The 12,666-nt window shown below is 42.9% G+C and carries 12 protein-coding genes; 6 read left to right on the forward strand and 6 right to left on the reverse strand.

Translation table 11 applies throughout. From position 1 onward, the window contains the following. Positions 1-11: 11 nt before the first annotated feature. Together CXF86_RS03850 and CXF86_RS03855 are read left to right on the forward strand one after the other, a co-directional pair. On the forward strand, positions 12-557 hold the full coding sequence (locus CXF86_RS03850; protein ID WP_102038384.1) for a prepilin-type N-terminal cleavage/methylation domain-containing protein: 546 nt from the start codon (positions 12-14) through the stop codon (positions 555-557). A gap of 76 nt (positions 558-633) precedes the next feature. Further along, complete coding sequence (locus CXF86_RS03855) at positions 634-954, forward strand: DUF3144 domain-containing protein (protein ID WP_101091358.1); 321 nt, start codon at positions 634-636, stop codon at positions 952-954. A gap of 66 nt (positions 955-1,020) precedes the next feature. Here CXF86_RS03855 and CXF86_RS03860 read toward each other — a convergent pair whose 3' ends face one another. Further along, the gene (locus CXF86_RS03860; protein ID WP_101091357.1) at positions 1,021-1,635 is read right to left on the reverse strand and encodes a LysE family translocator; all 615 of its coding nucleotides are present in this window, start codon (positions 1,633-1,635) and stop codon (positions 1,021-1,023) included. A gap of 623 nt (positions 1,636-2,258) precedes the next feature. Here CXF86_RS03860 and CXF86_RS03865 point away from each other — a divergent pair. From CXF86_RS03865 to CXF86_RS03875, 3 genes are read left to right on the forward strand one after another with little or no spacing between them, the layout of a single operon-like run. Then, positions 2,259-3,647 (forward strand): TackOD1 domain-containing metal-binding protein, encoded by a 1,389-nt coding sequence (locus CXF86_RS03865; RefSeq protein ID WP_102038385.1) that lies wholly within the window; start codon positions 2,259-2,261, stop codon positions 3,645-3,647. Continuing rightward, complete coding sequence (locus CXF86_RS03870; protein WP_101091355.1) at positions 3,647-4,978, forward strand: glycosyltransferase family 2 protein; 1,332 nt, start codon at positions 3,647-3,649, stop codon at positions 4,976-4,978. Before CXF86_RS03865 ends, CXF86_RS03870 begins: the two co-directional genes overlap by 1 nt. 54 nt (positions 4,979-5,032) lie before the next feature. Then, entirely contained in the window at positions 5,033-6,088 is a 1,056-nt protein-coding gene (locus CXF86_RS03875) for an HlyD family secretion protein (protein ID WP_101091354.1), read from the forward strand. Between the two features lie 284 nt (positions 6,089-6,372). Here the strand turns inward: CXF86_RS03875 and CXF86_RS03880 are convergent, their stop codons facing one another. The 3 genes from CXF86_RS03880 to CXF86_RS03890 form a co-directional block, all read right to left on the reverse strand. Beyond that, positions 6,373-7,842, reverse strand: coding sequence for an AAA family ATPase (locus CXF86_RS03880; protein ID WP_101091353.1), 1,470 nt, complete (start codon positions 7,840-7,842; stop codon positions 6,373-6,375). A gap of 93 nt (positions 7,843-7,935) precedes the next feature. Beyond that, positions 7,936-9,075 carry an HlyD family secretion protein gene (locus CXF86_RS03885; protein WP_102038386.1) on the reverse strand — a complete coding sequence of 380 codons (1,140 nt, stop codon included), beginning with the start codon at positions 9,073-9,075 and terminating at the stop codon, positions 7,936-7,938. A gap of 1 nt (position 9,076) precedes the next feature. Next, entirely contained in the window at positions 9,077-9,478 is a 402-nt protein-coding gene (locus CXF86_RS03890; protein ID WP_101091351.1) for a DUF3302 domain-containing protein, read from the reverse strand. 287 nt (positions 9,479-9,765) lie between these two features. On the opposite strand from CXF86_RS03890, the gene purT reads away from it, so the two are divergent. Continuing rightward, positions 9,766-10,941, forward strand: a complete 1,176-nt coding sequence (purT, locus tag CXF86_RS03895) for a formate-dependent phosphoribosylglycinamide formyltransferase (RefSeq protein WP_102038387.1) — start codon at positions 9,766-9,768, stop codon at positions 10,939-10,941. A 90-nt stretch (positions 10,942-11,031) separates the two neighbouring features. On the opposite strand, the gene CXF86_RS03900 is transcribed toward purT, so the two are convergent. Continuing rightward, positions 11,032-11,985 carry a D-2-hydroxyacid dehydrogenase gene (locus tag CXF86_RS03900; RefSeq protein ID WP_101091349.1) on the reverse strand — a complete coding sequence of 318 codons (954 nt, stop codon included), beginning with the start codon at positions 11,983-11,985 and terminating at the stop codon, positions 11,032-11,034. Between the two features lie 56 nt (positions 11,986-12,041). Next, the gene (locus CXF86_RS03905) at positions 12,042-12,653 is read right to left on the reverse strand and encodes an outer membrane beta-barrel protein (protein WP_101091348.1); all 612 of its coding nucleotides are present in this window, start codon (positions 12,651-12,653) and stop codon (positions 12,042-12,044) included. Positions 12,654-12,666 lie beyond the last annotated feature (13 nt).

Below are 12,666 nucleotides of genomic sequence, written 5' to 3' on the forward strand. Positions count from 1 at the left end.
AGTACTGAAAAATGGACCTATTCGTGACAAAAAGTAAACGTCATCACGGCTTCACACTTATTGAACTCATTGTTGCTATCATCATTTTAGGAATCATCGCTATTATCGCGATGCCAAAATTTATTAACCTAAGACAAGATGCCGAGACAGCAACACATGAAGCGACTGGCGGTGCTTTTAAAGGCGGTATTACATTAGCTAACGTAAAATGGGCTGCCGCAGGGAACTCGGGGCCCGCTGATAACTTGCAAGTGTTCGGTGGTGGCGCATCTGGTCAGTTAGATATTAACCTTTGGGGGTTTCCGGCTCAGAATTACCCACCATTGGAATCCAGTCCTCGATTGAATAACACCAACGACTGCATGTCGGTTTGGCGAACCATATTAGAAGATGCCCCACTTGTCTCAAACTCCGCAGATACTGTAGATGCCGTTTATCGTGCCGTATATCAAGGACCGGATCAATGCTACTTTTACTACCTTCCAGAACAGACTATGTCCATCTACTATGATTCTCGCGATGGTAGCGTTATTACCGATTCAGATCCCAATAGTTAATAACTAATGATTTCTTAAGTGCTAATTTACGATAGAATCAGGGTTTAGAATATCAATCACTAAGAGCATAAGCAGAATGTCAGAAGCTAAAAAAGAAACTACCATTTTTGAAATAGCCGATCAATTCATTGCATTGGCCAACGAAATTTCAGCAACAGAACAGGATGTCGGTAAAGTCGGCACTGGATTACGTTTTGCCGCAGCGCGTTTCAATGCATTTGAAGCATCACTCAAGTCAGCTGATCTAGCCGCTGAGAAAGATAATGCTGTAGAGTGGTTTGGTAACGAATATAAAGAGATGTTGAAAGACAACATCGAAGATCATATTAAAAATCCATCACAGCCAAAAGCTGAAGAGCCAGCTAAAGATGATTCAGTGCAACAATTTAACTCTTAGTGAACACGCTGTAAAACAAACAAAAACGCCATCAGTTATGATGGCGTTTTTGTTACTCGTGTAGACTTATAAGCTCGCCAGCACTCTTATGGCTAACAAAATCAAGACCACACCAGACAGTTTATCGATAAGTGCGGCTTTTTCACGTAGCTTTGGCAATACCGCTGAATGCGACAATACTAACGCAATTAAGGTATACCAAAGACCATCGACAATCAGCGGTGTTAATACAATCAGTCCTTTTGCAGTCATATTGTCTGCCACCATGACAAATTGACTGAAGAGAGCTAAAAAGAACAACATAATCTTGGGGTTAAATAACGAAATAGCTAAACCATCTCGTGCAGCCGTTAACGCATCAGTCGACTTACCTGCAGCTAACTTATCAGACATGCCACCTTTTGAACGCAGTGCTTGGACGCCCATGTAAGCTAAATACAATGCACCGATGATCGCTATAGCATTGAACACCATTGGCGCCTTCTTCAACACCACGGCAAGCCCTAATAACGTTACCAGTGCATACACCCCAATACCAATAGAGTGAGCCCATGCACAGATAATCCCTTTGGTTCTACCGCCACCAAGGGTATGCCTTACCACCATCGCCAAGCTAGGCCCTGGAGACATCGCTCCCAAACAACAGATAGCTAGCAAACCTAGCCATGCACTAAAACTCATTTAATTCTTTACCTATATTGCTAATATTTATATTAAGTAAACCGGCAAGAAGTATATAGTAAAAACAATATCTATTCGCGCATGTGTGACAAGCTATATGTTACAGAGTTTTTATGAGTCATTTGAAAAAATACATATTGTTTATAATGGCATGTACGTTTTTTGATACTTAATAGTGAGTAATTAACGATTGAAACTATTTGCCCTATTAAGGCTTAAGTCGGTTGTAATGAAACGGCAGCAACTACGTATTTTTCCGAGCCTCACACAAATTTCGCAAAATACATACTAATGAAAATACCAATAGCGTTATTAGGTAATTTGTTCCTAAAACTCTCTATGGCTAACACCCGACTAGGGTTAACTACGAGTTTTACGCTTATTGTTTGAGTCCAGCTTCACTTATTAAATTTTGTTCATTTCGATTGAATGTCATACAGTTAAATAATAAGCTCCGTCAGTTAATTGTTCTTTATCCAACTGAATCACAAGAATAAATTAATTAAATGTAGCTAGTGTTACGGCAGTTAGTGCTTAACTTTCCTACACTGTTAATAGCTGCTTGTTATTTTGTTGCTCTACTTGAGTTGCAGCGATTACATTTATAGAAGGGACGGAATGGTATGTTGGTAAGTGGAATGAGTAATGATGGAGAGCTATTTCAGGAGCTCTTTTTATGGATCGGCCAAGATCTGCCAAAAACCACTGACGCTAAGTTTGAATATTTACAAACGCCCAACGAAATCATTGTTAAGCAATTATTACCTGATTTCATCGTGCTATCTATGCCAACGGAAGTACAAGATGAGGTATTGATGACGTTACGTCATCATGAGTTAACATCTCATTGTCTTATTTTAGTCTTGCAGGATAGTCCGCTGTCTCCGTATTTGGCTAATGGTACGTGGGATGAAGATTACACTCAGCATTATCAAACGTATAAGTCACGAAAGCAGCAGATTAAATTACGCTATTATGATGATAATGCTTACAAGCTATTGGCATACCTCTGGTTGCATCCCGAGTTTATCTTAACTCCTCAGAGTGTGCCTTCTAGTAGCACGTTATTCAATTATCCCTTACTCAACTCCTGGGGAATTGCCCCCGAAGAGAGTTTTTCTTGGCTGACCTCGCTCAAACGTAAAGGTTGGATTGAGTCTAATAGCTTAATTAATCGGGTGCGCTTTTGTGGCACTTGTCAATCTGGGCACCTTAACTACATAGATACTTGCCCTCAATGTCAAAGTATCGAGATTGAAATGCAGGCAAGTCTGCATTGCTTTAATTGTGGCCATATTGGAAAACAGGATAGTTTCAAGAAAAAGTTGGGGCTTAGTTGTCCAAATTGCACCCAAAATCTACGTCATATTGGTGTCGATTATGATCGACCGATTGAAAATCAACATTGTAGCGGTTGTGACTCTATTTTTATTGAAGCCAATGTGGATGCTGAATGTCTACATTGTAAGGTTCACAATAAGCTAGCTGATCTGCAGGTGCGTAATATTTATGACTATCGTCTGGAGACAACTGGCAGACGTATTGTTCGTCAGGGAAAAGATCAAGGCTTATTTGCTTTGCTCCCGGGTGATGCAATGACCAACACTCAGTTTGATTGGTTAATCACCTGGCAGAACCAGTTAGCCATTCGTCATGAGCATGAGCATACGATAGTCTCGATTCAAATGTTAAACCTAAATGCGTTTCTTGCACAAGAAGGGGAAACTAAGGGCTTTGCCCATCTAGATGCATTATTGGAAAGGATCAGAAGTACGATTCGTAACACTGATGCGTGCAGCTATTCACCAATACATGGCTTATTGTTATTTTTGCCATTCACAAAAATAGATCAAATTAAGGTTATCTATAGCAAAATATTTGAGCTTAAAAGTAGACAAACGGTCTCTAATATTGAAGTTAGCATCAGGGCAATTGCACTACCGGATAAAAACTGGGGTGATGATGTTCAGATATGGTTAACAGACAAATTAGCGAGCGTGGAATCACTCTAATGCTAAGTGAGTTTAATACCATCAGCTATATCGTTCTCGATATTTGGTATCAGCTGGGTGAACATCTAATTTTCTTTGTTTGGCTCATTCCCCTTGTGCTTATGTATGAGATGCCTTTGATGATCATTGTCGTCGGAGGTATTTTACGTTGGTATTACACAACGTTTATGGTGCCGCAGAAAACATCACTGTTTAAGCCCAAAGTGTCTTGCGTTATCACTTGCTATGCCGAAGGAGCAGCTGTTAAGTCAACCATAGACTCTTTTGTCGAGCAAACTTACGATGGTGAGATTGAGATCATCGCAGTGGTAGATGGGGCTGTACAAAATGGCGATACTTATCGAGTCGCGATGGCGTGTGCTAAAGCCTGTAAGTCGAAAAATCGTCGAGTTATTGTTTTACCTAAATGGCAACGGGGTGGAAGAGTATCTACGTTGAACGCTGGTCTAAGTATGGCGTCGGGGGAAATTGTCATCAATGCCGATGCTGACACCTCTTTTGATAACGATATGGTCAATCAAGTGGTGCCCTATTTCGAAGACCCAAATGTACCAGCTTTAGGCGGGGCGCTCAGAGTAAGAAACATCACTGAATCCATCTGGACCCGAATGCAATCTATCGAGTATTTGATCTCCATGCAGGGAGGTAAAACGGGATTAGCTCAGTGGAATTTACTGAATAATATCTCTGGCGCATTTGGTGTGTTCAGGCGAGATTTTTTGATGCAAATTGGCGGTTGGGATACTCATACCGCTGAAGATTTAGACTTAACGGTAAGAATTAAACAGTATTTTAAGCGGCATCCGAACTGGAAGATCCCATTTGCAACGTTGGCGATTGGTCACACGGATGCCCCAGCAGATCTCAAAACATTAGTGATGCAAAGATTACGCTGGGATGGCGATCTGTTATTTCTCTATTTTAGAAAACATTGGCCTGCATTTACGCCAAAATTGTTAGGCTGGGGTACTTTTTTATTTACCTTATTCTATGGATTTTTACAGAATGTGTTGATGCCTTTCATTATCGTTCTTTATGGGGCTGGTATCATTTTACTCTACCCATGGCAATTTATCGCATCCATATCCACTGTAATTTATAGCCTATATTCTATGGTTTTAGTGTTTTTCTATCTCTTGGTGTTGTTGGCTATTTCAGAACGCCCGAAACAGGATTTAAGGCTAGCCATCTGGTTACCCCTATATCCATTTTATGCACTTTTTATGCGCCTAGTGTGTTTCTTTGCATTGATTAACGAGGTGGTTAGACGTTCACATGAAGAAAGCTCTATGGCTCCATGGTGGGTACTAAAGCGAGGGCGTAAATTTTGAATGATGAGTTACTAAGTTGGGCTACCAAACAAAGAATGAAGCAGGGATATTAAGATGAAAGTAAATTACCAAGCGACGCCTAAGGCTCATAAGCCAGATGTAGATAATGGCGTCGAGGTTAAATATTCTGCAGCTAAACGGGCTGGTTTTAAATTTAGATGGTACATGCTGTTATTTTTGGTGGCCTCTCCTGTCCTTTTAGTGAGTTGGATATTGGCAAAGCCTTATATCTTTGTGCTTGCTCCGGGGATCATTACAGCTGAACCATTGGAGATGAGAGCACCCAGTAAAGGTATGGTGAAAAGTGTGGAGAACCATGCCAGAGGTGAAGTAGAGAAAGGTGGAGATTTATTGGTGATTGCAGATCCAGAATTAGATGCCCAAGTTACAGAGCTCACTCGACAACTAAAGGGGCTCGAAGGGGGAGCATCCTTTGATGGAGAACAGGTATTACAAAGGTTACGTGGTCGTATAGAAGTGGCTCATCATGGTGTAAAGCGCCAAGATGATCTGCTCGTTACCTACTTAGACTTTCAGAAAAGAGGGGTGGTACCCACCTCTGATATGGCCATGGTTATGCAGGCCAATACCGCTTCTAAAATGGCATTAGAGCAGGCTAAGGTTGACCTGCTACATGAGCTTGAACGGCAACATATTCAGAGCATTGCGGGTGTAGTCACTCAAACGCGTAATCAACTTAAATCTCAACTTGCCAAGCTAAAGTCAAAACAAACAGAGATGAAGATAATGGCACCGTTTACCGGCAGGGTTGAGGACACTTTGGTACAAGTTGGTGAACAAGTAAATGTGAATCAACCCTTACTATGGCTAACCGGCAGAGATAAGCCCGTGGTATTAGCCTATTTAGATCCTAAATATCTCGAGTACGTTGAGATCGGCCAGCAAGCCACCATTAAGTTACCCAACGGGCAGGATATAAGGGGCAAGATAGAAGAACCTACTGAACTGGTGACTAAGATCCCTAAGCAGCTCTCTGGCCCTTTCGATGGTGAGAAGGCTGCACTAAAAGTAACGCTAACATTGGATGATGTTTTACCTTTCACTGTAGAGGGCGTTCCAGTTGAAATCAGTTTTGATTACCAATGGTAACTATAATCTGTATATGAAACATCAAATTGTCGTTTTTGATACACTCCTGAAGGGTTCAACTTCTCCGCCTTTTTCTGGAAAGTTGCAACGATTCGACAAGCTCATGTGATGTATAAGAGGGAAATTGTGATGCGTAATAGGACTTGATGAATACTGCTGTATTCATCATAGTTTGTAGCCTATTTTATTTAAGAAATAGGCTACAAACTCTATGGAACTAGCGCAAAATATCCATTGCAAACAGCTTTGTCTGACTATAACAATCTAATGAATCCACCGACTGATTAACGGTGCGCGTTTACCGTGCGATCTGCCGCCCAATGTCTTAATCCTGCCAGCTTTTCACGCATGACAACCGATAACGGTCGTGTATTCATTAACTCTGCAATCAGAAGGGGTTGATCAACATCTTGGTTAGTGGCTCTTGCGGTATAAATGGCCGAGATAACAGCTTGCTCAATTTCAGCCCCCGAAAAACCTTCACTTGCCATAGAAAGCTGAGCTAAGTTCAAAATACTCGGATCAAGACTACGCTTTTTAACATGGATAAGAAAAATCGCTCTGCGGATCTCGTCATCCGGCAAGTCGACAAAGAAAATCTCATCCATTCGCCCTTTACGCATCAGCTCTGGTGGCAATGCGCTAATATCATTGGCTGTGGCAACCAGAAACACATCGGACTCTCGTTCGGCCATCCAAGTCAAAATAGTCCCAAGGATCCGCTTCGATGTGCCATCGTCACTGTCGCCACTGCTTAGGCCTTTTTCTATTTCATCAATCCACAAAACACACGGTGACATCACGTCAGCAAGTTCGAGCGCTTGACGAAGATTCTTCTCTGTTTCACCGATATATTTATTGTACAGCGCTGCCAAGTCCATCTTTAGCAGAGGCCTTTGCCACAATCCAGCTACCGCTTTGGCTGCTAAGCTTTTACCACTCCCCTGCACGCCTAACAGTAAAATACCTTTGGGACTGTCGATCGCACTTGCGTGACCTAATGATGGCGAACGGTGCTGCAACCATGTTTTAAGGTTATGCAAACCCGCCACTTGAGAAAAGTCGCTAGTGTCGTATTCAAACTGCAGTACCCCATCCATATTGAGCAGTTCAAACTTACCACGGTTAACAATATCGATATCGGAGTAAGTGATCGCACCGTCATCCACAATGGCTTTATGTGCCAAACGACGAGCATCATCAAAGGTCACCCCTCTTAGATTATCAGCAAGTTTTAACGCCGCTGACTCATCGACGTCAATATTAAAGCCTTGTTGATTAGCCTGCTTAACCTGCTCATTGATAATATTAAGTAGCTGAGTACTATTAGGTAATGACAGTCGAAAATGAGCGCAATAGCGCTTAATCTCTGCCGGGATCTCAAAGGCATGACTAATCAACACTATGGTGTGCTGCAGCGCTTCATACTCCAATGCTATCTCTTTAAGTAAGCGTATATTCTTGGGTTCATCAATAACAAAAGGATGAAAATCGCAAAGTGCATAGATCCCACGTTGGGTCGTCGACTTTATCTGCCCCAAAATATCGCTAGGCTCACTATTAAACTTCTGCACTCCCATGTCTTTATCGACTCGCGATAGCCCTTGCGTAATACTCCAACTGAACAGGGGTTGATACAGTACCAGCGACACCTTTTTGAGCAACTCAATGACTCGGTACTCTTCATAGGTTTCGATAATCACAATGGGGGTATTGGAACGCAAAACTGCTGTCAAATCCCTGATATCTTGCATTCTTTACTGCCTATTCAATGTAAAACCAATAATAAAGGGACCTTAACGGTCCCTTTCAACAATTGCATGACGCTGCGCTTATACACTATGCCATTAATGGAATAAATAGTTCAGCCAACCTTGCATTCTTAACAAGACTTTTCGCATTATCGCCACGTGCGCAAAATGTTCAGTATAAATTGCGATATGGCCAGAAACACCAGCAGGGAAGCGTTTAATAATTTCATCCTGATCTTCTAGCTCAATCACAACGATAGCTCTGCCACGTACCGTCATAATACTAGAAGTGATAAGCCGACCACCAGACTGGATCTCCCCCTCAGCCATCGCAGGTAATATCTGCGCGACTTTGCCCTTAAAGACGACACCTGGTGCACCGTCCAAAATAACCTCGGCTTCGTCACCTTCCTGCAGTCTTAATAAAGAGTTTTGCCAAAATGAGCCTGCAAAAATACGGTCGTCATCAGGTATGAAACTGAGCAAAGATCTCAGCGGCATAGGCACAGCTACGATCCCTGGACGTAATGCCAACTGTGTCACCATGCCATCAGCAGGCGCTCTAACCACGGTCTGATCTAGGTCAAATTGCGCTTTTTCAAGCTCGCCCTGGATCCCTGCAACTTTAGTATTAACCCCATCTACATTTGACTCAAAAGCTAATCGCACTCTTAATTCGTCAGCATTGGCAGCGGTCAATTGTGCCTCTGATGCTAAATAAAGTTGGCGTTTATTATCAAGCTCTAACTCAGTAAAAGGTGAGTTTGCACCGCCTCTTTTACGACCTTTTTCGTAACGAGCATAAGCTGACTTGGTTCTATCTCTATCAGCAGTCACTCTTACCACTGAAGCTTTAGCCATCTCCCAAGAGGCTTTCAGTTGTGGCACTTCAAGCTCTGCCGCCACTAACGCTGCGCGCTTTTGTTTTACAATGGCTGCATATCCCGTAGGATCGAGCTTAAATAATACATCACCTTTTTTGATCGATGTGTTTGGCTCAACGTCCACTGAAACGACCACTCCTCGTACTAGCGGGTTGATCGGCGTTGTAACGAACATCTCTTTAGCGAAAGGTGTGTAAGGATGGTTGTAGTTCATTAATACAATCAATGCGCCAACAATAAAGATGCCGCCTAAAATTGCTGTCGGGACCGTCCATTTTGTCAGTGGGATCTTGAATATTTTAAAAATAGCGATACAAATTGCGGTATAAGTAAGAACAAGTAATAAGTCCATGCTACGCCTTCCCCTCTAGTGATCCACTGGTCTCTTCGACAACGGGCTCGACCTGCTCTACAGCAGTATGACGACCTTCAACAGCGGCTAACCTTTGTTCTAATTTTCTCACGGTTTCAGTCAAGCCCTTGACCTCGCTGTCTAAAATCTGTTCTTTCTCGATAACTTGGTTGAAACCCCAACCACGATCTTCGCGATACAAGGTGGCCCAGATCCACAAAAAAGGCCAGATAGCGTGTAGCGTAAAAAGGCTAACCCAACCAGCAACATGAATAGCATCTTGCTGAGGATGATTTCGATCTTTTGCTATTTCATAAGGGATGTCGTGAATTGCTATCACACCATAAAAAATAAAAATGGCGACAAAAAAGATAATTCCTAATGCAAAGTAATCTAAAAACACAGCGCACTCCTTTAAATGTGTTAATTACGGGAATTAATTATCCCCACCGCAATAAAAACATCTTGGCAACAAATGTCGTACAAAGCCATATTTATTTGATTTAAAACTTTATATTAGCGTGCGCTTTTTTTCTAAAACTACGTGATCTGCCACACATTTATTACCTATCTTACTTTAGAAGGTTTAACCTCAGGGTAGACTAATAATCATAATAAACCTTGCCTCAAACCAGTGATTTAACTTGGTGTGAGAGTAAGCCCCCTACACGACTAATAAAGGTACAAACCATGATAGGTACAGCGTTAAGTGCGGGCGCAAAACGCGCGATGCTTCTTGGATCGGGTGAATTAGGCAAAGAAGTGGCGATTGAACTGCAGCGCTTTGGGATTGAAGTGATTGCTGTTGACCGCTATGCCAATGCACCAGCAATGCAGATAGCTCACCGCAGTCACGTCATCAACATGCTTGATGCAGCAGCACTAGAGCAAGTCATTTCGTTAGAAAAACCAGACCTTGTGATCCCAGAGCTTGAAGCGATTGCCACTCAAGCATTGGTTGAGTTAGAGGCGAAAGGGGTCAACATCATCCCAACCGCCAAAGCCACTCAATTAACGATGGATAGAGAGGGTATTCGCCGTCTAGCAGCTGAAACATTAGCAATCCCCACTTCACCATACTTTTTTTGCGATACACAAACACAATTCAAACAAGCCATTACCGCTATTGGTTTACCTTGTGTGGTAAAGCCCGTAATGAGCTCATCAGGTAAGGGTCAAAGCGTTATCCGCACTGAATCTCAAATAGATGCTGCTTGGCATTATGCTCAAGAAGGCGGAAGAGCTGGCGGTGGACGGGTTATTGTCGAAGGGTTTATCGCCTTTGATTATGAGGTCACCCTACTGACGATTAGCGCGATTAATGGTATTCATTTTTGCGATGCGATTGGCCATCGTCAAGAAGAGGGGGATTACCGAGAATCATGGCAGCCACAGATTATGTCTGATGTCGTAAGGGCAAAGGCACATGACATCGGCGAGAAAGTAGTGCAAGCGCTGGGGGGTTATGGCTTGTTCGGTGTCGAACTCTTTATTAAGGGTGATGAAGTTTATTTCTCAGAAGTATCACCAAGACCACACGATACCGGCATGGTCACCATGATAAGCCAAGATTTATCTGAATTTGCGCTACACGTGCGGGCTATATTGGGCTTACCTATCAGCAATATTGTTCAACACGGCCCCAGTGCATCGGCAGTGATCTTGGCAAAGGGACACTCAAACAACATTCAGTTTTCAGGTATAGCAGAAGCATTAGTTGAGCCAGATACTCAAGTTAGATTATTTGGTAAACCAGAGATAGATGGCTCAAGACGCTTAGGCGTCGCTTTAGCCAGAGACACCACGATTGAACGAGCAGTAGATAAAGCCCTCGCCTCGGCTAATAAAGTTAAGGTCATTCTCTAGTAAAAAGTTCTGTAGTCAAAAGCCCGTTAGCAAAAAGCCCTTTATGTAACGCTACATAAAGGGCTTTAATATTTTGACTGGCACCAACCGTTAGTTAACCGTGTTTACAGCGTCACCCTTTAGAAAGCCGCTAACATTATTAACCGCAATATTCAGTAGATTTTGCCTAGCCTCAATTGTTGCCCATGCATTATGCGGTGAAATACTAATATTGGGCGCCTTAAGCAGAGGATTGCTTGCTTGTGGAGGTTCGCTCGACAACACATCTACGCCGCTAAAAGCAATCTGCCCTTGCGCTAACGCATCAGCCAGCGCGAGCTCATCAACCAAGCCACCACGAGCAGTATTGATTAACATTGCAGTGGGCTTCATCTGCTTTAATACACTGCGATTAATTAACTTATCAGTACTCGCCGTTAAGGGGCAATGTAGCGAAACAATATCCGCATCCACAAACAAGCTATCTTGCGTAACCCAAGTGCAGCCAGTGGGGAGTACAACCTTAGCGTTACGAGTATTCACGATAACCCGCATACCGAATGCCTTTGCAATTTGAGCCGTCGCTTGGCCAATATCACCAAAACCTATCAAGCCTAATGTCTTACCTTTTAACGATTGCAGTGGCGATAAAGTAAAACAGAAATCTTCACTCTCAGACCACTGACCTTGCTTCACAGCCTCTGAGTGACGCGCTACCTGTTGAGTCGCGTGGAGGATATGGGCAAATACCATTTGTGCAACGGCATCAGGCCCGTAACCTGGCACATTGGTCACTAGGATCCCAAGTGCAGTGGCAGCGTCGATATCAACAACATTAGTCCCAGTTGCAAGTACACCAATATATTTAAGATTGGGCAATTGCTTGAGGGTCTTTGCATCGAGTACAGTTTTATTGGTCAGCAAAATCTCGGCATCTTTACAGCGAGCAAGTACGTCTTGTGGTGCAGTCCGTTCATAACAGGACAGCTCACCCATTGAGGCAAGAGGCTGCCAACTTAGGTCGCCTGGATTTAGTGTGTACCCATCTAAAATGACTATCTGCATCTATTATTCTCACGCTGGAATGTTGGCTGGAAAACTTAAGCGCTAAAGCTTAAGCCCTAAAACTTAAGACTTGCCCCTATATTAGCTTGGCCTTGCCACATGATGTCCGTCTGAATATTCCAAAGACAACCCTGTCCGCTGCAAAACAGTTCATTATTTGAATTTACAAAGGTCGCGTAACCCTTAACCTCAGCGAACAACGAAAATGCACTGGTTACTTGATACTCTACGCCCCCTCCTAATGCGACTGAAAAGCGGGTCTCATTAGAGTAGGCGCCGCTGGGTCTCATTTGAGTTAAACCCAAACTGGTGGTGACATAAGGCTTAACGTCTTTCATTGGAAAATACAAAGTGCCGCCGACATGAAAATAGTCAACATCCATTTTGGTGATAACATCGGGACTGAAAGTGCCGCTGGCACGTAGATCAGTCGATTGATGACTATAAAGCAGGTAAACATTGCCAGGATCTTTAGTCGTAAAACCTAACATCACGCCATAGTTTTCAGCTTCAGACACTTTGACGGTGCCATTATCTTCACTTTGGGTGCTGTAAATATCGAAATCACTCGCGCCAAAGCTATAACCACCAAAGGGGGCCACATAGACTTCAGCCACTGCGGGCAAAGAACAAAACGCGGTCAATACAAATGCTAGGCTTTTTCTCATAACAGATCCTTCT

Source organism: Shewanella sp. GutCb, assembly GCF_002836135.1.
Taxonomy (GTDB): domain Bacteria; phylum Pseudomonadota; class Gammaproteobacteria; order Enterobacterales; family Shewanellaceae; genus Shewanella.

Coding starts and splice junctions, on each gene's coding strand:
- CXF86_RS03870 (WP_101091355.1), top strand. CDS start 3,647: ATGCTAAGTGAGTTTAATACCATCAGCTATATCGTTCTCGATATTTGG.
- CXF86_RS03875 (WP_101091354.1), top strand. CDS start 5,033: ATGAAAGTAAATTACCAAGCGACGCCTAAGGCTCATAAGCCAGATGTA.
- CXF86_RS03855 (WP_101091358.1), top strand. CDS start 634: ATGTCAGAAGCTAAAAAAGAAACTACCATTTTTGAAATAGCCGATCAA.
- CXF86_RS03900 (WP_101091349.1), bottom strand. CDS start 11,985: ATGCAGATAGTCATTTTAGATGGGTACACACTAAATCCAGGCGACCTA.
- CXF86_RS03860 (WP_101091357.1), bottom strand. CDS start 1,635: ATGAGTTTTAGTGCATGGCTAGGTTTGCTAGCTATCTGTTGTTTGGGA.
- purT (WP_102038387.1), top strand. CDS start 9,766: ATGATAGGTACAGCGTTAAGTGCGGGCGCAAAACGCGCGATGCTTCTT.
- CXF86_RS03905 (WP_101091348.1), bottom strand. CDS start 12,653: ATGAGAAAAAGCCTAGCATTTGTATTGACCGCGTTTTGTTCTTTGCCC.
- CXF86_RS03880 (WP_101091353.1), bottom strand. CDS start 7,842: ATGCAAGATATCAGGGATTTGACAGCAGTTTTGCGTTCCAATACCCCC.
- CXF86_RS03885 (WP_102038386.1), bottom strand. CDS start 9,075: ATGGACTTATTACTTGTTCTTACTTATACCGCAATTTGTATCGCTATT.
- CXF86_RS03865 (WP_102038385.1), top strand. CDS start 2,259: ATGTTGGTAAGTGGAATGAGTAATGATGGAGAGCTATTTCAGGAGCTC.
- CXF86_RS03850 (WP_102038384.1), top strand. CDS start 12: ATGGACCTATTCGTGACAAAAAGTAAACGTCATCACGGCTTCACACTT.